At 41.6% G+C, this 21,091-nt stretch carries 18 protein-coding genes; 8 read left to right on the top strand and 10 right to left on the bottom strand.

Annotation, left to right across the window (positions count from 1 at the left end; translation table 11 throughout):
* Positions 1 to 11 precede the first annotated feature (11 nt).
* The 5 genes from EES38_RS06495 (at position 12) to EES38_RS06475 (ending at position 7,923) form a co-directional block, all read left to right on the top strand.
* Entirely contained in the window at positions 12 to 1,919 is a 1,908-nt protein-coding gene (locus EES38_RS06495) for a methyl-accepting chemotaxis protein (protein WP_124936354.1), read from the top strand.
* 185 nt (positions 1,920 to 2,104) lie between these two features.
* Positions 2,105 to 2,572: a heme-degrading domain-containing protein gene (locus EES38_RS06490; RefSeq protein ID WP_124936353.1), complete on the top strand. Its 468-nt coding sequence runs from the start codon at positions 2,105 to 2,107 to the stop codon at positions 2,570 to 2,572.
* A 152-nt stretch (positions 2,573 to 2,724) separates the two neighbouring features.
* Positions 2,725 to 3,423 (top strand): translesion DNA synthesis-associated protein ImuA, encoded by a 699-nt coding sequence (gene imuA, locus EES38_RS06485; protein ID WP_124936352.1) that lies wholly within the window; start codon positions 2,725 to 2,727, stop codon positions 3,421 to 3,423.
* A gap of 4 nt (positions 3,424 to 3,427) precedes the next feature.
* Complete coding sequence (locus EES38_RS06480; RefSeq protein WP_124936351.1) at positions 3,428 to 4,843, top strand: Y-family DNA polymerase; 1,416 nt, start codon at positions 3,428 to 3,430, stop codon at positions 4,841 to 4,843.
* Positions 4,843 to 7,923, top strand: a complete 3,081-nt coding sequence (locus EES38_RS06475; protein ID WP_124936350.1) for an error-prone DNA polymerase — start codon at positions 4,843 to 4,845, stop codon at positions 7,921 to 7,923. Before EES38_RS06480 ends, EES38_RS06475 begins: the two co-directional genes overlap by 1 nt.
* Here EES38_RS06475 and EES38_RS06470 read toward each other — a convergent pair.
* Together EES38_RS06470 and mlc are read right to left on the bottom strand one after the other, a co-directional pair.
* The gene (locus tag EES38_RS06470) at positions 7,920 to 8,870 is read right to left on the bottom strand and encodes a chemotaxis protein CheV (RefSeq protein ID WP_124936349.1); all 951 of its coding nucleotides are present in this window, start codon (positions 8,868 to 8,870) and stop codon (positions 7,920 to 7,922) included. The genes EES38_RS06475 and EES38_RS06470 overlap by 4 nt on opposite strands.
* Before the next feature lie 240 nt (positions 8,871 to 9,110).
* The gene (gene mlc, locus EES38_RS06465; RefSeq protein ID WP_124936348.1) at positions 9,111 to 10,328 is read right to left on the bottom strand and encodes a sugar metabolism global transcriptional regulator Mlc; all 1,218 of its coding nucleotides are present in this window, start codon (positions 10,326 to 10,328) and stop codon (positions 9,111 to 9,113) included.
* 261 nt (positions 10,329 to 10,589) lie between these two features.
* Here mlc and pyk point away from each other — a divergent pair, with 261 nt between their 5' ends.
* Positions 10,590 to 12,035 (top strand): pyruvate kinase, encoded by a 1,446-nt coding sequence (pyk, locus tag EES38_RS06460; protein WP_124936347.1) that lies wholly within the window; start codon positions 10,590 to 10,592, stop codon positions 12,033 to 12,035.
* Here the strand turns inward: pyk and EES38_RS06455 are convergent.
* Positions 12,032 to 13,186 carry a patatin-like phospholipase family protein gene (locus EES38_RS06455; protein WP_243694157.1) on the bottom strand — a complete coding sequence of 385 codons (1,155 nt, stop codon included), beginning with the start codon at positions 13,184 to 13,186 and terminating at the stop codon, positions 12,032 to 12,034. The two genes, pyk and EES38_RS06455, sit on opposite strands and share 4 nt — an antisense overlap.
* A 22-nt stretch (positions 13,187 to 13,208) precedes the next feature.
* On the bottom strand, positions 13,209 to 13,298 hold the full coding sequence (gene cydH / locus EES38_RS06450) for a cytochrome bd-I oxidase subunit CydH (RefSeq protein WP_124936346.1): 90 nt from the start codon (positions 13,296 to 13,298) through the stop codon (positions 13,209 to 13,211).
* Positions 13,299 to 13,960: 662 nt separating this feature from the next.
* Here cydH and EES38_RS06445 point away from each other — a divergent pair.
* Together EES38_RS06445 and EES38_RS06440 are read left to right on the top strand one after the other, a co-directional pair.
* On the top strand, positions 13,961 to 15,418 hold the full coding sequence (locus EES38_RS06445) for a sodium-dependent transporter (protein WP_124936345.1): 1,458 nt from the start codon (positions 13,961 to 13,963) through the stop codon (positions 15,416 to 15,418).
* A gap of 1 nt (position 15,419) precedes the next feature.
* On the top strand, positions 15,420 to 15,515 hold the full coding sequence (locus tag EES38_RS06440) for a MetS family NSS transporter small subunit (RefSeq protein WP_124936344.1): 96 nt from the start codon (positions 15,420 to 15,422) through the stop codon (positions 15,513 to 15,515).
* Between the two features lie 72 nt (positions 15,516 to 15,587).
* Here EES38_RS06440 and EES38_RS06435 read toward each other — a convergent pair whose 3' ends face one another.
* The 6 genes from EES38_RS06435 to tmk all read right to left on the bottom strand — a co-directional run bounded on the left by EES38_RS06435 (position 15,588) and on the right by tmk (position 21,086).
* The gene (locus EES38_RS06435; RefSeq protein WP_124936343.1) at positions 15,588 to 16,016 is read right to left on the bottom strand and encodes a hypothetical protein; all 429 of its coding nucleotides are present in this window, start codon (positions 16,014 to 16,016) and stop codon (positions 15,588 to 15,590) included.
* A 181-nt stretch (positions 16,017 to 16,197) separates the two neighbouring features.
* The gene (locus EES38_RS06430; protein WP_124936342.1) at positions 16,198 to 16,665 is read right to left on the bottom strand and encodes an RDD family protein; all 468 of its coding nucleotides are present in this window, start codon (positions 16,663 to 16,665) and stop codon (positions 16,198 to 16,200) included.
* On the bottom strand, positions 16,665 to 18,281 hold the full coding sequence (locus EES38_RS06425) for a PTS transporter subunit EIIC (protein ID WP_124936341.1): 1,617 nt from the start codon (positions 18,279 to 18,281) through the stop codon (positions 16,665 to 16,667). The genes EES38_RS06430 and EES38_RS06425 overlap by 1 nt, the downstream gene beginning before the upstream one ends.
* A gap of 440 nt (positions 18,282 to 18,721) precedes the next feature.
* The gene (locus tag EES38_RS06420; protein ID WP_124936340.1) at positions 18,722 to 19,498 is read right to left on the bottom strand and encodes a TatD family hydrolase; all 777 of its coding nucleotides are present in this window, start codon (positions 19,496 to 19,498) and stop codon (positions 18,722 to 18,724) included.
* The gene (holB, locus tag EES38_RS06415) at positions 19,489 to 20,442 is read right to left on the bottom strand and encodes a DNA polymerase III subunit delta' (protein WP_124936339.1); all 954 of its coding nucleotides are present in this window, start codon (positions 20,440 to 20,442) and stop codon (positions 19,489 to 19,491) included. Before holB ends, EES38_RS06420 begins: the two co-directional genes overlap by 10 nt.
* A gap of 11 nt (positions 20,443 to 20,453) precedes the next feature.
* Positions 20,454 to 21,086, bottom strand: a complete 633-nt coding sequence (tmk, locus tag EES38_RS06410; protein ID WP_124936338.1) for a dTMP kinase — start codon at positions 21,084 to 21,086, stop codon at positions 20,454 to 20,456.
* Positions 21,087 to 21,091 lie beyond the last annotated feature (5 nt).

The following is a 21,091-nucleotide window of genomic DNA, read 5'->3' as shown; positions in this document are numbered from 1 at the left end:
TGAGGGTATTCATGAAACAATTCGGCTTTAAGAAAACACTCCTTTTCTCAATGGTGTGTATCACCGCCCTTTCTGTCGGGACATCCAGCTACTTCAACTATCAGGCTATCAGCACCGTTTTTAAACAAACTCTTTATCAAGGTATGCAAGATAGGGTACAACTCGAATCCGATAGACTCGTAAACTTTATTAATACAAAGTCTCAAGCTGTCAGTAAAGTCGCTCAAGACTATCAAAAATATGGTTATACAGAACATCACGCAGAGCGAATGAGAATCGCTGCAAATGCCGGTGATATTGCTAATCTGACAATTGGTTTTTCCAATGGTGATGCCTACTGCTCTGCAGACCTCCCCGGATGGGAAAATCACAAGAACCCACCTAGTTATGACCCAACTAAGCGTCCATGGTACTCACAAGCTATAGCGACTAGTGGCCTCATATATACCGAGCCTTACGAAGATGCTACGACAAAAGAGCTCATGGTGAGTATTGGTCAGAAAGTGGATAGTAATGGTGTGGTTTTGGCTGATATTCCTTTGACTATCTTAAAAAAAGCCGTGCAATCATTTGATCTTGATGGCGCGGTGGCGGTGATTATGAATCAAGACGATACCGTACTTGCCAGCACGTCTACCACAGTTAAGGTCGGCACAAAACTGACCTCAATACCTGCTTTAAATACCTTGACTCAAAAGATAAAAATGCATGAATCGGCTATCACTGATTACCACCTCGCTAACACAGATAAAGTGATGTTTTCTGAACAAATCAAATACGGTGACCGAAATTGGTATCTACTCGTTGGACTGGATAAAAGTATCGTATTCAAAGCTCTGGATGAGATAAAAAATCAGACCATTATTCTAACTATCGTTTATGTGGTTCTCAGCGCAGTGATTACAATTATTATTTTAAATATTTTATATCGCCCTATCCTCGCATTGAAAAAAACCATCTCAGGTCTCTCCGGTGGTAATGGCGACTTAACTCAACGGCTTGATGTTCAAAGCAATGATGACTTAGGTCAGATCTCCGAAGGCGTAAACCGCTTTATAGAACAGTTACAAAAACTGATGTTACAAGTCGATGATGTCGCCATTGTTCTAAAAAGTAATGTTTCCAACCTTAAACAGACATCGAAAGAAAATGCTCAGGTATTGAATCGACATCAACAAGAAACTGAGCAGATTGTTACCGCTATTGAAGAAATGAGCGCAACAGCTAATTCTGTCGCTCAAAACGCTAGTGATTCATCCAGAGCGACGCAAGACGTTTCAGAAATAGGTGGAACCTCTATCAATGTTTTAAATAGTGCGAAGCAGAAAGTTTCGCGACTGGTCTCTGATGTCGGAAATACATCTCACAGTATGCAGAAGATGAGCGAAGAAACATCCAATATCAGTAATATACTCAAAGTCATTGGTGATATCGCCGAACAAACAAACCTCCTAGCACTTAACGCAGCAATAGAAGCGGCTCGTGCAGGAGATCAAGGTCGTGGATTTGCTGTCGTAGCCGATGAGGTAAGGGCATTAGCCAGTAGAACACAATCAAGCACGGAAGAAATTGAGCAAGCCATCGGGCGGCTTCTCTCAGGTAATGCCAATGTCATTACATTAATGGAAAGCACACAAAAAACCAGTCAGGAAACGTTTGATGGAACGGAGGAAGTCAATACGACTCTGAACGAACTTATCCATCAGGTGAACAATATTAAAGACCTTAGTATCCAAATTGCAACCGCTGCAGAAGAGCAAAGTAGTGTGACTGAAGAAGTAAACCACAATATGTCTGCGATTAACGACATCGTTGCAAAGCTGAGCAAAAATGGCAATTTAGTCTCGGAACAAGCCAACGATATCTCTCTTATAAACGAAAAACTTACCTCTATTGTGGGTCAATTTAAGCTTAAATAGGCTAATGATTTGATGCCATTCAATCACAGATAGAATGGGTGTTTGAGACCAAACACCCATAAATAAAATAAAACAATCAAAGTGACGTATTGGTCAGTTTAAATATTTTAAAAGTATTCTACTCTTTGACTCTAACGCGCTGCTCCCGGGAGCAGCGCACTATCCAAAACAGGGAGAATACATCAATGACAAATGAATTGGATCATATCCTAAGCCAGGAACAGGAACTGCAATTTTCCTATTTTAACTTTGATACCGCATGGGCTCTTGGTTCGTATCTAGTCCAGTTATCTAAAGACAGAAAACTGCCTATTGCAATTGAGGTATATGCCTTCAGCCAGGTTCTATTTACATGTGCCCTACCTGGTAGTACAGAAGAAAATCTTATCTGGATCCGCCGTAAACGGAAAAGTGTTTTACGTTTTGGTCATAGTACTCATTACTTATCAGTAAAAAATGCACTTGATGGTATTGATTTTAATGCACAACCTCAGATTGATGAGATGGAGTTTTGCGACCATGGTGGTGCCTTCCCTATTACACTAAAAAATAGTGGTATCATCGGAGCCGTTGTTGTTTCTGGTCTGCCTTCTCATGAAGATCATGCCTTAACCGCAGAAGGTATTGCTCATATTATTTCGACACAACAATAAGTTACCATTATTCCCCTTTTCTTTTTGTCCCCTCGTTTTGACACCTACATCAAATCGGGGGCTTTTTGTTTCTACCGACAATCTAAATTTTTCTTGCATCCCGTCACGTCCAAAATATACTGTATTTATGTACAGTATATTTTGGACGTGTTATGAATAGCCTGATTGATGACCTCAAGCAAAAAGAGTGGCTTTGGCAAGGCATACATTCGTACGAATTTGCCCACACTTGGCCGACTGGATTTACAAACTTTGATAAAATGCTAGAAGGTGGGTTACCCATAAACGGCACGATTGAAGTGAAATGCACTCGTGACGGTATTGGCGAGCTAAGAATGTGGATACCTATGCTCACGCAACAGGAAGAAGGCTATGAACAATCACGTCTCATCGTTTTTATTCAGCCACCAGGGCAAGTTCATGCTCAATTTTTAGTTACTGAAGGAATCGATCTGAGACAAGTTCTGATTATTCAGCCTGACAATGACAAACAAGCCTTGTGGGCAGCAGAACAATGTCTGAAAAGTGGCGCTTGCCGTGATGTTTTCCTGTGGTGTAATACCTTAGAGGTGTCTTATGCTCGACGTTTAGAAGTTGCCAGTCATACAGGTAGCTGTCGTAATATTTTATTCCGCCAGGACAAGCAGACCCAATTTTCGTTACCCGTTTCCGTTTCTCTTCAGATCAAACCGACTAAAGCTGGTTTAATCGTTCAGATTATTAAGAAGAAAGGAGGCTGGGATTCCAATCCATTTCGTCTGGATTTGTCAGCCCGCTGGCCTCATCTTACAGAAATATCGCATTATCGTGATGAGCATATTATTCCTTTCCCGGTACGCCAACAGGGATAATAGGATGCTGTGGTTATATTTACACTTTCCCTGTCTACAAATAGACAGTCAATACATTAGTGATGACTCGGAGCCTGCTGCTATTGTTGATAGTGCGAAAAGTCGCATTGTACAGACCAACCTAGCGGCAAACTCTCAAGGAATAAAAATTGGAATGAATTTGAGTAGTGCTTCAGCAATGAGTCACAAACTCACGGTAGTTCCATACCAATTAGAATCAGAAACGAAAATACTCAATGAAATAGCCCAGTGGTTATACCTTATCTGCTCAGATATTGTACTGTTCCCACCAAATGGAATTCTGATAAAAATTAGCAACATGCTAAGACTGTATCATGATATTTCCAACTACTGGCAGGTACTCAACAATCATATGACGATGTGGAAAGTTCGCTTTACATACTCCACAGGCTTTTCACCATTAAGTGCTCGCCTGCTCGCTCGTCAAAGTCATAATGGATTAGAAGCAGAGAAAGAGCGCCTACTTGCAGAGATCAAACCGATTGCACTACATCACACTGACTTAGCTCATCGTCAGGTTGAAATGCTGAATCGCGTTGGGATTAAAACACTGGCTGATTTACTTAGCTTACCTATGTCGGAATTAGCCCGACGTTTTAATATCGAGCTCGTCAACTACGTCGGTCGGTTGCTAGGGCAATTTAAGCACCCTCTTTCATTCTTTACTCCTAAAGAGCAATTCCAAACGGAAACGGAACTGTTATATGAAATTAATAATATTGGCTGGCTAGAGAAACCATTATTACAACAATTAAAACGATTAGAACACTTTGCCTTGTTAAGAAATCAAACCATTTTTGAAATACAGCTGGTCCTCAAGCAGAAGTTGTTTAATCAGAACAGTGATTATCACTATACCTCATTGTCTGTATTAGCGGCTCATGGTGAATATCTGGCATCGAAATGGTTTAACTTAATTCAATTACGCTTAGAGTCTCTTGAGCTATTAGGCCCCATACAGCAATTCAGTTTATTAGCGGTTCGTAGTGAGTCGCGACAGGACAACACCAAGGATCTTTTTTCAGGTGAGCAAGGCCAGTTAGCCCCACTTGAGCTAGTCTCCATGTTAGAGGCGAAGTTAGGTACAGAGGCGGTTCGTACAATACAATTAACGGATGATCCAAGACCAGAACTCTCTTCACTGTATACGCCGACGCTCCACAAACCAGAAAAAACAATCAGAAAAGCCCTGATTCGGCCAAGCTTTTTGCACTTAGAACCACGACCATTAACACAAAAAGTCTCGTTAATAAAAGGGCCAGAGAGAATAGCCACTGGCTGGTGGGATGGTAACCCAATCGTTCGCGATTACTTTATTGCTCATAGTGTTGAGGGCGAATGGCTATGGGTATTCCGCGATAACCATCAAAACTGGTTTGTTCATGGACGGTTTAGTTAATGAGTCGTCTTCAGTATGCAGAACTTTTCTGCCAAAGTAACTTTACCTTCTTAACTGGCGCCTCACACCCTGAGGAGCTTATTGCTCAAGCATGTGCTCTTGGCTATCAGGCCCTAGCCATCACAGACGAGTGCTCTGTAGCTGGGGTAGTACGCGCTTACTCAGTCATAAAACAGCATCAGTTAGAGATAAAGCTTATTGTAGGCAGTTATTTTCAGTATCAGGGGACACAGTTGGTGCTCCTTTGTCCAAATCGTAAAGCCTATGCTGAGTTATGCCGAATTATCACTAACGCTCGTCGACGCTGTGAAAAAGGTAAGTATTTACTCTCTGAATGGGACCTAATGTCAGTCAAGGAATGTCTTGTTATCTGGCTTCCTAAACATAGCGGACAGACAACCGAGATAGGATATTGGCTTCGTCAATATCATCAGCATCGTCTTTGGATTGGCATACAACGCCATCTGATGGCGGATGATCAGGAACAACAGCAATACATTGAGTCACTGGCAGTAGAACTGAAGATCCCTATTACAGCCTGTGGCGGGGTTCTTATGCATATTCCTGAACGACTTAATCTCCAACATATACTCACCGCTATCAGGTTAAATAGTGCAGTAGAAAAAGTCAGCGCCCACTTACTAATGAATACAGAGCGTAGCCTGAGACAGCTTCAAAAACTAGGCAAATTATTTAAACGTGAATGGCTTGATGAAAGTATCGTAATTGCCGCTTTATGTGAGTTCAACTTGGCTTCACTACGTTATGAATATCCCACAGAGCTTGTCCCTCAGAGTCTGACACCAATTCAGTATTTACGTCAACTGGTTGAAAAAGGAAAAGCAATACGCTTCCCTAGTGGTAGTCTTTCGCCAATAATCGAACAGACAATAGAAAAAGAGTTGGTACTCATTGAAGAACTCGACTACTCCTACTATTTCCTGACCATTCACGATCTGGTTATGTTCGCTAAACACCGCGGTATTCTCTATCAAGGACGCGGATCAGCAGCAAATTCCATCGTATGCTACTGCTTAGAAATTACGGCTGTCGACCCAACACAGATATCAGTACTATTTGAACGTTTTATCAGTAAAGAACGAGATGAGCCACCAGATATCGACGTCGACTTCGAGCATGAACGGCGAGAAGAAGTGATCCAGTACTTATATCAGAAATATGGTCGCGAAAGAGCTGCCTTAGCGGCTACTGTGATTTCTTATCGCTTCAAAAGTGCTATTCGAGATGTGGGTAAAGCACTCGGATTAGAAGAAAATCAGCTTGATTATTTTATCAAAAACGTCAACCGTAGAGATAAAGAACAAGGATGGGAAGCTCAGTTGATCCAACTGGGCTTAAAACCCGAATCTTTGAAAGGTCAGCAATTTATCTCTTTAGTTCAGGAGATGATTGGCTTTCCTCGTCATCTATCCCAGCATGTGGGAGGCTTCGTTATTTCGTCAGGACCACTATACGAAATGGTTCCTGTGGAAAATGCCGCCATGGCAGAACGAACGGTGATCCAGTGGGATAAAGACGACTTGGAAAGTTTAGGATTATTAAAAGTGGATGTTCTGGCACTAGGCATGCTTTCTGCCATTCGTAAATGCTTTACATTAATTCAAACACACTATCGCCAGACACTCACAATAGCCGATATCACCCGGCGACGGGACGATGCCAACGTTTACGAGATGATTCAAAATGCGGATACGATTGGTGTATTCCAAATTGAATCACGCGCGCAAATGAATATGCTTCCTCGCTTAAAGCCTCGCTGTTACTATGACTTAGTCATTCAGATTGCGATTGTGCGTCCTGGTCCGATTCAGGGCGATATGGTTCATCCCTTTCTAAAACGCCGTAATGGGATCGAGTCAGTTGAATACCCATCAGATGAAGTCAAAGAAGTACTAGAACGTACCATGGGTGTACCCATATTTCAGGAGCAAGTCATTAAATTAGCCATGGTTGCAGCGGGGTTTTCTGGAGGCCAAGCCGATCAACTGCGCAGAGCAATGGCATCATGGAAAAAAAATGGTCAGTTAATGAAGTTCAAAGCACAATTGATCGGTGGTATGCAAAAGAATGGCTATTCACACAACTTTGCAGAAACACTCTTCGAACAAATCTGTGGCTTTGCTGGATACGGTTTTCCTGAAAGTCACTCAGCGTCGTTTGCTGTCTTAGCTTATTGTTCTGCATGGCTAAAATACTACTATCCTGAATGCTTCTATAGTGCTTTGCTCAATAGTCTTCCGATGGGCTTTTATAGTCCGTCACAAATCATTCAGGATGCCAGAAGACATAACATCACCATTTTACCTGTTTGTATCAATGCCTCTATTTATGATCATCAAGTCGTGACACATGGTCGCCATCTGGCGATTCGTCTCGGACTCAGGTTAGTTCGTAATTTAAGTGTCAAAGGAATTGAACAATTACTCTATTCACGCCCCCTTAACGGCTTTACTTCAATCAACCAAATCAAGGCCATCAAGTTAACCAGCAGTGATATGCAGGCACTAGCGTCAGCCAATACTATGGCTAGCTTGACACAAAACCGCTACCAAACTCGTTGGGAACTAATGGATACCATCACCGAGACACCACTATTTGCTGAAGAGCAAGCCACAGACTATTCGCCAATAACCGCGCCAAATGATATTGACTCACTAATCGAGGACTATTCCGCTATAGGGCTTTCTCTGGATCATCACCCTATAACGTTACTGGAGAAAGCCGGACACTTAGGAAAATTTATCCGGGCTAGCGCTCTGACACAAAAATCAGACCGTTCCTTAGTTACGGTTGTCGGAGTCGTTACTGGACGTCAGTCACCCGGTACGGCTGCAGGCGTAACCTTTCTGACTCTCGAAGATGATAGTGGTAATACGAATGTCGTTGTCTGGCAAGCGACCGCTCGGGCGCAAAAGAATGCTTTTTTAACAGCAAAGATACTCATGGTGAAAGGGATTATGGAGAGAGAGGGGGATGTAATTCACGTTGTAGCTGGTCGGCTTATTGATCTCACCAATAAACTCGACCAACTTGTCACACATTCAAGAGACTTTCATTAATCGGTTCCGAGTACTTCTCTCAAACGATCCTGAGCAACTTCAACCAATAAATCAGGCTGGAACTTAGAAATAAACCGATCACAACCTACTTTTTTCACCATGGATTCGTTGAAACTACCACTTAAAGAAGTATTTAGAGTGATGAAAAGATCTTTCATCCTTTCATCCTGACGAACCTCATAAGTAAGACGATAGCCATCCATTTCTGGCATTTCCGCATCGGTGATCATCAGAAGAATCTCATCAGTGACTGTCTTACCGGCATCACACCACCCTTTCAATAAGTCCAATGCTTCTTTGCCGTCACGACATTCAATGATTTCTAATCCAAGCTGAGAAAGTGTGTCACGAACCTGATTTCTCGCCGTTGAAGAGTCATCAACAATAAGCACTCTCCGACCATTCATTTCAGGTACGAGCTCATTATCCAATACCTCTTCGGAAATTGTGACATCGTAATCGATAATTTCTGCCAACACTTTTTCAACGTCGATAATTTCAACGATATGTTGTTGCCCCTGCTCCTTGATCTGAGTAATAGCTGTAAGATAGTTAGAACGACCTGCTGTACGAGGCGGTGGCTGAATTTCAGTCCATGTAGTATTAACAATATGCTTAACTTGACCGACTAGAAATCCCTGAATAGAACGATTGTATTCAGTCACAATTAGGTTTTGTTCAGTATTGCCATATTCCGAATGTGGGAAGCCGATAGCGGCTCTAAGATCGATGACAGGAACGGATTCACCACGTAAAGAAGCAACACCGATAATATGGTGATGAGAGCCCGGTAATTTAGTGAGTACAGGCACCTTAATAACTTCTTTTACTTTAAACACATTTATGGCAAAAATCTGTCGACTGTTAAGACTAAACATTAACAGTTCAAGACGATTCTCACCGACTAAGTTGGTACGCTGGTCAACCGTATTTAATACACTGGACATAGATTCTTCCATGGGCTTGAAGACTAAACAACCTGTAACCTATACAAAATCGGTTACCCATATTTATTCATTGACTTAACGTTTAGTTTATCAATAAAAACCAATTAAGTATTGATCTAAAAGACATTTCTCACTTCTATAATCTTTATAAGAGAGGCTATCTACTAAACTTTGGACCATTTCCCACGATAAATCTAGGCGAAGACAGAAACTTTCATCACTCTTTTACAATGTAACTGATTAACCTTCGGTCACTTTCATCAATAACGAGCCGTCATATAGAGCTTGTTTAATTAATGCAGCTCCCGGCATAGTTGATTGCTTGTAAAAACGCGACTCGACAATATCAAGAGAACATATATCATCTTCCAGACATAACTCAGAAATACACTGCATCATTCCCGGGTAGAAAGACTCTTTGGCCTGATTAATAACACCACCAATGAGTATTTTGTCTGGATGGAACATATTAATCAGTATTGAAATCGCCTTGCCCAGATAGACACCCAGTTTTTTCATCACATCACAGCACAACACATCGCCTTGTGCTGCAGCATGACAAATCGCTTCTAGCGTAATGTCTTCCATATCCGACAGAACAGAAACCTCACCGGTTGCAATACGGGATTTAACCTCGTCCCTAACAGCCTGAGAGCTAGCTACTGTGTCAAAACACCCTTTCTTACCGCAGACACAGGTTTTACCATTTGGCTCAACCTGAATGTGTCCCATATCGCCAATATTACCAAACCGGCCCTGTAGAACTTTGCCGCTCACCATCACACCGGCGGATAAGCCATTATGGATAGAAACCAGAACGGAATTATCACTATTCTGAGCATGTCCAAATAACTTTTCTGACAGTGCCCAGGCACGAGTATCGTTTGCAACAAACACAGGAACACCGGTCGCTTTATATATTTCGGCGCCAATAGCGAGATCTTTAACCTGATAAAATGGCATTTTCATCACAACACCACTTTCACTGTTGACCGAGCCAGGCAAAGTGACAGCAATACTGGTTAGTCTTTCGAGATGATTAGCATAGGTAAGAAAAAACTCATTGATTTCATGGAGGATACGGGCAATTAAGTCCTCCTGATCAATCTCATGAATTTCAATTTTCGAATCAATAAGAACATCACCACCCAATTCATGTAGTGCGAGAGCCATATACCCTCGTCCCAAACGAATAGATAAAAATTGCCATCCTTCATTACGGGTTTGCAGACCAACGGCAGGACGACCACGACTGAGCGCTTCTTGAACAGTGGTTTCGTGAATAAGGTGAGCAGCAATGAGTTCGCGGGTAATCTTGGTGATACTAGCAGGAGCTAAGTCACTCAACTTAGATAAATCGATTCTGGATATCGGTCCATACTGATCGATCAATTGATAAACCCGCCCAGCGTTAACCTGCTTAATATGGTCAACGTGGCCCGGATGAGCCGTATACATCTTTTTCTCCTCAAAACTGCAACTCTGTAATTTTTTTACTTTGCAAAGAAATTGTGAAGCGCTTTAGTGAATGAGCGTGACAAACATCACGCACAAATTGGATTAATTGCGTCCCTTATCAAAAGTTACTGTATTTCGGTCCTTTTTCCAGCTAAGCCTCTGATGAAAAAGCACTCATCCTCTATTGAAAATAAGCAGTTCCAGAGATATTGCATATACTTACCAGATATCGATTCATAAAACCACTATTGGGGATGGATAATGGTACTAACAAAACGTCGAACCAAAATCGTTACCACATTAGGACCATCAACCGACATCGGTGATAACCTATCACAGATCATTCAAGCCGGAGCTAATGTTGTACGACTCAACTTCTCCCATGGCAGCGCAGATGACCATAAGATACGCGCAAGAAAAGTTCGAGAAATTGCAGCACTGCAAGGTCGCCAGGTTGCAATATTAGGCGATTTACAGGGACCCAAAATACGAGTGTCCACTTTCAGAGATGGACACATTTTTCTTAATGTAGGTGATAAGTTTACGCTTGATGCCCAACTATCTCCTGGCGAAGGCAATCAGGAAAGTGTTGGAATAGACTACAAAGCACTGCCAAACGATGTAAAAACAAACGATGTACTGCTACTCGATGATGGCAGAATTCAGCTTCAGGTAATTATGGTTGACGGTAGTAAAATTCATACCCGTGTCACTGTAGGTGGAAAACTATCCAACAATAAAGGCATCAATAAAAAAGGAGGTGGCCTATCGGCTCAGGCCCTTACCGAAAAAGACAAACAAGACATCTTACTTGCAGCGGAAATAAAAGTAGATTATCTGGCCGTGTCCTTCCCAAGAACTGGAGAGGACATTAAATATGCTCGCCAGTTAGCCCGAGATGCGGGACTGGAAACGAAGCTAGTGGCAAAGGTTGAGCGTGCAGAAACAGTCTTGGATGACAAAAATATCGACGATATTATCATGGCATCCGATGTCATTATGGTTGCTCGCGGCGACCTCGGTGTTGAGATCGGTGATCCTGAGTTAGTCGGTGTGCAGAAAAAACTGATTAAACGCTCCAGAGAACTTAACCGTGTCGTCATCACCGCCACTCAGATGATGGAATCAATGATTGAAAGTCCAATGCCCACTCGTGCTGAAGTGATGGACGTGGCCAACGCGGTTATTGATGGCACTGACGCCGTTATGTTATCCGGTGAAACTGCTGCGGGTAAATATCCGGTCGAAACAGTCAAAGCCATGGCAGAAGTTTGTATTGGTGCAGAAAAGATGTCCGAAGTGCGCCAGCAAACTTATCGATTCGATAAGCTGTGTATAACCGCACAGGAGACCATCGCGCTCTCTACCATATTTGCCGCGAACAATATGGAAGGCATAAAAGCAATGGTCTGTTTAACTCAGGGAGGACGAACCGCCCAGATGACATCCAGGCTAAATTCTGAACTCCCTATATTCGCTTTATCTGACAATGAAAGAACGCTGAATCGGTGTGCGTTATACCGAGGTGTCATCCCGGTGTATTTTCACAGCAAAGAGACGTCTGGATATGATATGGCACTTGAGGCATTGGAAAGCCTAAAAGAGCAACATTTCTTAGATTTTGGCGATATCGTTATCATTACACAAGGAGATATTCTCAACGTAGAAGGCTCGACAAATTGCCTGAGAATCATTCCTGTATACTAACGCTGATGCCCATACTTGGAATAAATAAAAGGTTGGCCTGTTCTGCGGTCAACCTCACGCAACAACTCAACAAAGTGATACCCAGCGTCCAATCCTATTTGATAATCTTCCAGTAAAACCTCTTTCTTAGTCATTAGCGAATTCGAACGTAACGGCTGAGCTGGTGCGATTTCAACAATAAAACAGTCGTCTGGAGGCTGAGCGAGGAATTTCATCGTTTCAGCATAGGATTGATAATGCCTGAGAAGCATATCTTTTAATGTAGAGTCAAACTGGGTTCCGAGTAAATAAGCAATACGATAAATATAATCCGTTCCAAATAACCAGCGACCACCATTAAGCAGGTCTTTGGCTTGTTCCTTACGATCGGCTTTATCATTTTTGTAACGAGAGAACACATTCAAGTCCCGGAACCATTTTTCTATCGTTTGTCCCCATTGTCCCGGGTCTTCGGTTGTCACTGGAATCGCATTGACAGGCAGTGCAGAAGCTAATACTGGCAACTCACTGGCAACCTCAGTTCTAATAACAACAATCAACCTTGCCCCATTTCGCCACGCCTCTTGGGCAGGGACTGAGGCTGAAATCCCACCATCAAAGTAACGCTGTTCTCCGATAGCGACACTATCCCCACACAACTGTGGAATCGCGCAGCTCCCCCTTAATATCTCTTTCCATTGCTTAGAAAAAATGGGTAGATACTCATCCTGCAATGTACCTGCTCGTGTAACTGCAGCCATGCACTGACGCTGCCCGAGTACTTTCTTCCCCAAATCAATATCAAGATGATATGGGTAACTGCAAATCTTATCCAAGGCCCAGGAAACGTTTAGCGGCTCATTGTGTCGAATATAGCGAAATAGACTAAAGAAACGAGGATCGGTCGTTAATTCACTGATGAATGCTTTCCCCAAAAGAGGCTGGCGACAAACAAAGGGACATAGGTTCAACGCACCTGCTGATGTCCCATAAAAAGCATCAAAGGGGTCGATATTGGATAAGATGAACGCATCCAAGACGCCAGCGGTAAAAATACCTCTTTGCCCACCACCTTGAACAACAAGCGCATTTTTTCCGCCAACAAATTTAGATAATTTGTTTAAGTTAAGCGTCACTGCGAGGTTATCAACGATACCACGATTAATAATCATCAAACGCTCGCATCCACGGTTTCTATGAAGCTATTGCTATCACTCCACAGGCAATCAGCACGGCGAAAACAATAACAGTAATGGATATAGCCAGTTTTAGATCAAGTTCCATAGTACTATCCTCACGTCTAATAGTTACTAACAACATACATGGCAAAAACTTAGATGCGCAATAAAATAGATAAGACATAAAACAAATATGAATACTTGATCACAGTAAGGATATGGACTTAACTTACTCTGTAGAATAAAAGTATTATCAGCATAATCTGCTAACTGACTTATTCCTATTTATATCGATTTTTAATCAATCAAAGTCATATTACCAAACCAACAGAAATACTAATCGAAATCATTAATGCAGAGATTAAATCTAACCATATGGACAAAATATATAACTACATTAAAAGACAAAAATTAGGTCATAAAGCAATATTAAAAGGAAAATATAATTTATAACACCAAAAATTAAATTAAATTTAGACAATTAAACCAATATAACTATCAACAGTAAAGTTTACAATCTATTGCCTTTCAAATGAGAAATATGTAGTCTCGGACCCTAAGCGCAGGCGAACCTATCAGCTAGCGCAAACACACATCAAAACACAAAGAACAATATTCTGAGCTTTGTCTGATTTAGCAGTATAGAAAACTAAAAAAACTCATAGTGAGCTAAGTAAGCGCAGGCGCTCTCTAAAGCTTATTAATTGTAGTACATACATTTGACTAATTCAGGACAAGCATTGCTCAGTTTTATCGAAGGAGTAACACATGAAGCGAGAACAATGGGGATCTCGAGCTGGTTTTATACTGGCTGCTGTAGGTTCCGCAATTGGCCTTGGAAACATTTGGCGTTTCCCTTATATGGCATACGAAAATGGCGGCGGCGCATTTTTCATCCCTTACCTTTTTGCCATGATCACTGCCGGTATCCCATTCATGATTTTAGAATTCAGTATGGGGCAGAAATACCGTGGATCGGCGCCTAAAACATTGGCAAAGATTCACAAAAAATTTGAATGGCTAGGTTGGTTCCAAGTTGGTGTTGCTGCGACAATTGGCGTTTACTATGTTGCAGTTATTGGCTGGGCAATATCCTACTTCGGCATGTCTTTCAGCCAAAGCTGGGGAACAGAGACCAATACGTTCTTCTTTAGTGATTATCTTGGCTTAGGCGATAACTCACCGACTAACCTTGGCGGCATCCAGTGGCATATCGCACTGACTATCGCTATCGCTTGGGTCATTACTTACGCGGCAATTGTAGGTGGTGTAAAAGCGGGTATCGAACGTGCATCTAAAATCATGATGCCAGTACTATTCGTTATGGTCCTAATCCTGATTGGTCGCATGATTGTGCTACCTGGTGCTCTGGATGGTGTGAGCTATATGTTCAAACCAGACTTTAGCAAGATCTGGGATGTAAAAGTTTGGGCAGCAGCTTATGGGCAGATCTTCTTTACGTTAAGTATTGGTTTCGCCATTATGCTCGCTTATTCAAGCTACCTACCTGAAAAGTCAGATATCACGAATAATGCGTTCATGACAGTGCTGATTAACTGTGGTTTCTCTATATTAGCAGGTATCATGATATTCTCGGTTTTGGGTTATATGGCTCAAACTCAAGATAAAGCGATCACTGATGTTGTTTCTGCTGGTGTCGGACTTGCTTTCGTTACTCTGCCAGAAGCCATCAATTTACTTCCTGCACCTTATATTCTTGGCCCAATCTTATTCTTTGCTCTTGTTGTTGCAGGGTTAAGCTCACTCATTTCAATTTTAGAAGCCGTTGTATCTGCGGTTATGGATAAGTTGAAATGGAGTCGTAAGAAGACAGCGAATATCGTATTAGGCTTGGGATTCATCATTTCAATGGCATTCGCAACCAACGGTGGACTGTTATTACTTGATCTCGTGGACCACTTTACGAACAACATTGGTATTATGAGCGGCTGTTTCATCGAAATTGTATTGATGACATGGTTATTTAAAATTTCGGATGTACGTAAGTATGTGAATAGTATTTCTGACTTTTCTGTTGGTGTATGGTTCGACATTTGCCTGCGCTTTGTTACTCCAGTCATTCTCGCCATTATCCTGGCGACAAAAGTACATACCCTGCTAACTGAAGGTTACGGTGGCTATGATCTGACTCTTGGATGGGTTCTGATTGCACTACTTCTTATTAACGGTATCGTCATTAACCTAAGAACACGTAAAGAGGCATAATATGGATACAAGCTCAATTATTATGATGGTTTTGGGTCTTGGTATTACTTGGGGTGGTGCTATTGTCTGTATGAAAATAGCAATGAACAAGAAGTAGACCAACTTATAACTAGCAAAAAGGCCCGCAACATGCGGGCCTTTTTGCGATTACGGACAGTAATCATAAGGATTAGAAGCTGTAGGTGACACCAACAGCAGCACCGATCTCAAGCTCGTCATCATCACCAAAATCAAACTGAGGTGAAACCTGACCATACACGTTTATCTTCTGGTAATTCCAATTGATACCGACAGGTAAACGAGCACCATAGTCATCGTTATCCCATTCAGTCCAACCACCAGCACCTACATACCAGTCAACAGGGATATCAGGGTTACTGAACGTGCCACGCTGAAATAGATAATCAAACGCAAGTCCATCATTACCTGCCGTTACTCGGTATTGGTCATTCAATTCAAAAACTGCACTTAAACCTTGGTCTGCACCAATACCTACCGCAACTTTATTACCTGCGAGATCAATATTATTTGAAGACTCAGCGAATACTGAAGCAGATAATAGACATGCACCCACTGCTGCCATTTTAATTATTTTCATGGATTTGCACTCCCTAGTTTTTATTTACTTTCTGCGGATTAGATTAAGGGAGAGGACTGTCAGGGATGTCAGTGAGGAGTTAAGCTAATTCAAATATATCAACAGAAATATTAATAAAGAATTGACATATAGATACAAAAAATCCCTTCTTAAGGAAGGGATTTTGTCGTTTCTAATTCGTCTAAGATTCAACTACCTGAGTATGGTTTTTCTTATCATGTAACGGTGGATGAGAAAACGTCATATATTGAGCCGCACTGTAAAGCGCGTATATACCCAATGTCGCAATACACCACACTACTTTATCAAATTCCCTTTTTAGGTAAGCCGAATGAGATAAAGGCGCTCCTTTATCAGACACGACTTTCACACCCAGCAAATATCTGGATAACGATGTACCTAATAACTTTAAGCACAACCAGTGATAACCGAGATAGACCCCGATGAAAACCAAAAGTAACATGACATAGATAGCCAGTAACACGGGTAACGCTACTGAATCCGTTAGTGATACAGAAACTCCGGAGCCCTTGCCAAGATAAGCAATGACTCCGAGGTAAAGACCTGAGCCGAGTTCGGCAAAGATCTTTACAACAGCGAGGTCAATAATAAATGTCCCCGCGCGTCGGTATTTGAACTTAAAGTCCATTATCGGCCCAGACGTGAGTTAATCTGTGCTTTGTAAGTTGCAGCTTGTGCACCGTAGATAGCCTGGATACCAGTATCACCAACTTTAACCAGACCTTTAGCGCCAAGTTGTTGAGTCCAGTAGTTATTGTCTTTAACCAAGGCACCATCTTTAACAGTAATACGTAGACGAGTGATACATGCATCAACGTCCACCAAGTTATCTGCACCACCAAGTGCTTCAATCATTTGGTCAACAATAGCATTGTCACCAGCTGCGCCAGCTGCTTTTGCTGCATGGTAATCTTTCTTAGTTACAACAGCAACGTCACTACCTTTACGGCCTGGAGTTTTAATGTCGAACTTAACGATGTACCAACGGAATAGGAAGAAGTATAGGAATGCGTATACCACACCTACAGCAATGATGTAATACCAATGGTTATCAACGCCAGTCACACCCGGCAAAATACCGAATAGAGAGTAATCGATGAAGCCACCAGAGAAAGTCATACCAACTTTAACACCCAACATATCCATTAGCATGAAACAGATACCAGCCAATGGAACGTGAATGAAGTAGTAAAGAGCTGGAGCTAGGAATAGGAATGTAAATTCAATTGGCTCAGTAATACCTGTCAAGAACGCAGTTAGAGCAACAGAGAATAACAGACCACCAGCAGCCGCTTTATTTTCTTTGTCTGCAAGAGTGTACATAGCGTACGCAGCAGCAGGTAGACCGAACATCATGAATGAGAACTTACCAGTCATGAAGTTAGTTGAAGTAAAGTGTGAGAAATCACCGCTTGCTAGAGAAGCAAAGAAGATGTTCTGTGTACCTTTAACGACTTCACCAGCGATAGTTGCCGTTCCACCAATTTCTGTCTGCCACAATGGTAGGTAGAATACGTGGTGTAGACCTACAGGGATTAGTGAACGTTCAATAATACCAAATAGGAATGAAGCAACATAACCGTGGCCGCTTGCAGTCAATTCACCAAGAGCGTGACCGATAGCACCGAAGCCTGCACCAAAGAAAGGCCAGATAAAGGTTAATACAATACCGTAGAACAACGCAGCAAATGCACTGATGATAGGCACAAAACGAGCACCACCGAAGAAACCAAGGTAGTCAGGTAGTTTCGCATCATGGTATTTGTTGTGCAGAATTACAGTGAATGCACCAGCAATGAGACCACCAAACACACCCATACTTAATGTATTAGTAATACCTAGAGTATTCGCTAAAACACCGTTGTAGTGTTCGCCCATCAGCACAACTGTACCGCCATCAATCATACCTGCAACCTGTAGCGTCTTTGCGATAGCTACGTTCATTACAAGGAATGAGATAAGAGCTGCTAGAGCCGCTGCACCTTTTTCAGTACGAGCGAAACCAACTGCAACAGCTAGTGCGAACATAACTGGCAAGTTAGCAAATACAATACCACCTGCAGCAGTCATAATTTGTAGGAAACTGTTGAGAACTGTGCCGTCTTGTAGAATACCAATATCGTATGCCGTTACCATTGTCGGGTTGGTAAAACTACCGCCGATCCCTAGCATGATACCTGCAGCAGGTAGCAATGCTATAGGTAACATAATTGATTGAGATAGCTTACTAAAAAAGCCTTTCATTATATGCTCCTGATTAAGTTTTATTATTACTATTTATATGCACTAAGTAGCTCACCCCCACAGCGTCATACTTAGCGTGAAATGGTTAATACCATAAGTGGCATTATATTTTTCGGCTCTAAATATATATTGACCCCCCTCAAGATTTCTATAGCGATTAAAATTTTAGTTCTAAAATTAAATCTAGATCACAGTAGAAAAAGGGGATAAAAAGCGCCCAAACAAAACATAACACTCTGATTTTTATTTTATTTTCCCAAAACAAATCTAATTTTTCTTTAAAAATAAAACCCAAGGTATGTTAGTAATGTAATATTTTTTTTATTTTTGTTAACAAAGACCACTTTCATCCAATAACCAATTGAAATAAAAGAAAATTAACAAAATACATTCTCTTGCAAACAAACTTACTTACGTAAAATCCATGTCAGGAAAAGAGATCATATTTTTTCTTTTAAAAAAAGCTTACGGAAATTTTTAGTTGTTTGTTCTGCAACTTGCTGAATAGAGATGCCTTTCAACTGCGCAATATATGCAGCAACTTCGACAACGTATCCCGGTTGGTTCTGTTTGCCTCTGTGAGGGACTGGAGCAAGATAAGGTGAATCCGTCTCGATCAGTAATCTATCTAACGGCAGTTGCTTAACGACTTCTTTTAACTCAGTTGCCTGTTTAAATGTGACTATTCCAGAGATCGATATATAAAATCCTAAATCCATTGCAGCTTCAGCAAACGTCATATCCTCCGTAAAACAGTGGATAACGCCCCCACACTTTTCTGCGTGGCCATTACGCAGGATATCGAGAGTGTCTTGTCGAGCATTTCTGGTATGAATGATAAGTGGCTTATCAACATCGACTGCGACTGAAACCTGCTGATCAAAGCGTAGTCTCTGTAATTCAGCGGTTTCTGGTTGATAATGGTAATCAAGTCCGGTCTCACCAACAGCGACTACCTTGGGCAAGTTACAATATTGGCGAAACGTATCAAGAGCAAAAGCGCTCTCAACATCAAGTGGATGGATACCACATGAAGCAGAAACATTGTCGAAAGGTTCAATCAACTTCATCATTGAAGGAAAAGCATCTAAGGTGACGCCAACAGATAGAATATGCTCGACATTCACGTCTCGTGCTTTTTGAATTACATCAGCAACGCTGTTGTGTAATTCTGTATAATCTAATTTGTCTAGATGACAATGGGAGTCTATAAACATGGATCCTCAATAAAATCTAATAACCAATTGGTAACTAATAATTCATCGTTTAATCCGGACTGCGTTGTTAGCTGATTAATGAGCTCAACTAACGCCTTTAGTTGTTTATGCACTAAAGCATAAGACACTTTATCGGCAATTTCCTGACTACTGGGAGTATAGTCAGGCATATTCACGTTCTGGTGGATTTTTAATGAATCACTCAAGCAATACCATAGCCAAGTTAAGTGTTTGATAGCGTCAGATTTAATCGTGTTTACTAGCGGTAATAACTGAGCAACTGGCTGGCTAATAAACGAACAAAAACTCTGTTCAAGAGAAGTAAAAGAACCCAATTCATCCTGCTGCATAAACGCCAAAGCGTCCAAAGGTGAGTAATTATTGATTTTTATGACGTAGCCTGGCATATCAGGATAGCCTTTCTCAGACAACCAAATTAAAGAGGCTTCTCTAACAGGATTTGTAACCGTGACTTTGCGACATCGACTGCGAATAGTCGGTAATACACGATTCGATTGCTCACTGACTAGGATAAAACAGCATTTTTCCGCTGGCTCTTCCAATGTTTTTAATAAAGCGTTTGCGGCTGACTCATTCAGCTGCTCAGCAAGAGAAACTAAAATGACACGTAATCCGCCAAGCTGCGATGATTCAACTGCAACTTTATTCGCCGCCCTGATCTGATCGACAGTAATCAATTTACCGACTTTTTCTGGCTTTATGACATGATAATCAGGATGCGATTGTGCATCAAATAACTGACAGCTATGACAAAACCCACAAGCTTCATGGCCATTTTTACACAGTAGACCCTTTGCCATTTGTTCAACTAACACATCTGCGCCACAGCCTTTATCAGTCACTAGCAGGGTTGAAGAGGACAGATGATCATTGTTTAGCGTATTAAGCCACTGATTCCACGCAGGTAATAACCAAGGTAACATTGACGTATTCCTTATGGCTGATTGCTCAACCAGTGAGTCAGAGCCGCTATGATATCTCTCGTTACGTTCTCTAATGGTTGTTGTGCATTGATAATCGCAACACTTTCATCTTTCTTGGCGATAGCAAGATAAGCATCTCTTGTCCTCTCGAAAAAACTTAAGTCCATCTTTTCAATACGATCTAATTCTCCACGGCCTCTTGCTCGTTCTAAACCGATTTTAGGATCAATATCCATGTACAACGTAAAATCAGGTTTAAATCCCTTTAGTGTAATATCTCGCAGTGCATGCATTACATGAGCATCAATACCTCGACCACCACCTTGGTAAGCCTGTGATGACATATCATGTCTATCTCCGACAACCCAGTGGCCATTTTGCAAAGCAGGTTTGATTATGGTCTCAACTAACTGTACTCTAGCAGCATACATAAGAAGTAACTCTGTTGTGTCCTGAAGAATCTCGCCTTCATGCTCATGTTTAACCAACTCTCGCATTTTTTCCGCAAGTACCGTTCCACCAGGTTCCCTAGTCTGCTCTAAGTCTTTTATGCCATGCTGTTTGAGCACATTTACAACGGTCTGAATAGCAGTGCTTTTTCCTGCTCCCTCAAGTCCTTCAACGACAATAAATTTTGCTTTCATTACGT

It is taken from the genome of Vibrio viridaestus, from assembly GCF_003856525.1.
Lineage (GTDB): Bacteria > Pseudomonadota > Gammaproteobacteria > Enterobacterales > Vibrionaceae > Vibrio > Vibrio viridaestus.
The sequence above is the reverse complement of the archived record's forward strand: the minus strand, read 5'-3'. Positions and strand labels throughout refer to the sequence as shown.

Excerpts from the sequence above, each read along its gene's own strand:
- mlc (WP_124936348.1), bottom strand. The coding sequence starts at position 10,328 with ATGTATACGGCTCATCCGGGCCACGTTGACCATATTAAGCAGGTTAAC.
- EES38_RS06420 (WP_124936340.1), bottom strand. The coding sequence starts at position 19,498 with ATGTTTATAGACTCCCATTGTCATCTAGACAAATTAGATTATACAGAA.
- pyk (WP_124936347.1), top strand. The coding sequence starts at position 10,590 with ATGGTACTAACAAAACGTCGAACCAAAATCGTTACCACATTAGGACCA.
- EES38_RS06490 (WP_124936353.1), top strand. The coding sequence starts at position 2,105 with ATGACAAATGAATTGGATCATATCCTAAGCCAGGAACAGGAACTGCAA.
- cydH (WP_124936346.1), bottom strand. The coding sequence starts at position 13,298 with ATGGAACTTGATCTAAAACTGGCTATATCCATTACTGTTATTGTTTTC.
- EES38_RS06480 (WP_124936351.1), top strand. The coding sequence starts at position 3,428 with ATGCTGTGGTTATATTTACACTTTCCCTGTCTACAAATAGACAGTCAA.
- EES38_RS06470 (WP_124936349.1), bottom strand. The coding sequence starts at position 8,870 with ATGTCCAGTGTATTAAATACGGTTGACCAGCGTACCAACTTAGTCGGT.
- EES38_RS06455 (WP_243694157.1), bottom strand. The coding sequence starts at position 13,186 with ATGATTATTAATCGTGGTATCGTTGATAACCTCGCAGTGACGCTTAAC.
- EES38_RS06425 (WP_124936341.1), bottom strand. The coding sequence starts at position 18,281 with ATGAAAGGCTTTTTTAGTAAGCTATCTCAATCAATTATGTTACCTATA.
- tmk (WP_124936338.1), bottom strand. The coding sequence starts at position 21,086 with ATGAAAGCAAAATTTATTGTCGTTGAAGGACTTGAGGGAGCAGGAAAA.
- EES38_RS06475 (WP_124936350.1), top strand. The coding sequence starts at position 4,843 with ATGAGTCGTCTTCAGTATGCAGAACTTTTCTGCCAAAGTAACTTTACC.
- EES38_RS06435 (WP_124936343.1), bottom strand. The coding sequence starts at position 16,016 with ATGAAAATAATTAAAATGGCAGCAGTGGGTGCATGTCTATTATCTGCT.
- imuA (WP_124936352.1), top strand. The coding sequence starts at position 2,725 with ATGAATAGCCTGATTGATGACCTCAAGCAAAAAGAGTGGCTTTGGCAA.
- EES38_RS06445 (WP_124936345.1), top strand. The coding sequence starts at position 13,961 with ATGAAGCGAGAACAATGGGGATCTCGAGCTGGTTTTATACTGGCTGCT.
- holB (WP_124936339.1), bottom strand. The coding sequence starts at position 20,442 with ATGTTACCTTGGTTATTACCTGCGTGGAATCAGTGGCTTAATACGCTA.
- EES38_RS06430 (WP_124936342.1), bottom strand. The coding sequence starts at position 16,665 with ATGGACTTTAAGTTCAAATACCGACGCGCGGGGACATTTATTATTGAC.
- EES38_RS06440 (WP_124936344.1), top strand. The coding sequence starts at position 15,420 with ATGGATACAAGCTCAATTATTATGATGGTTTTGGGTCTTGGTATTACT.
- EES38_RS06495 (WP_124936354.1), top strand. The coding sequence starts at position 12 with ATGAAACAATTCGGCTTTAAGAAAACACTCCTTTTCTCAATGGTGTGT.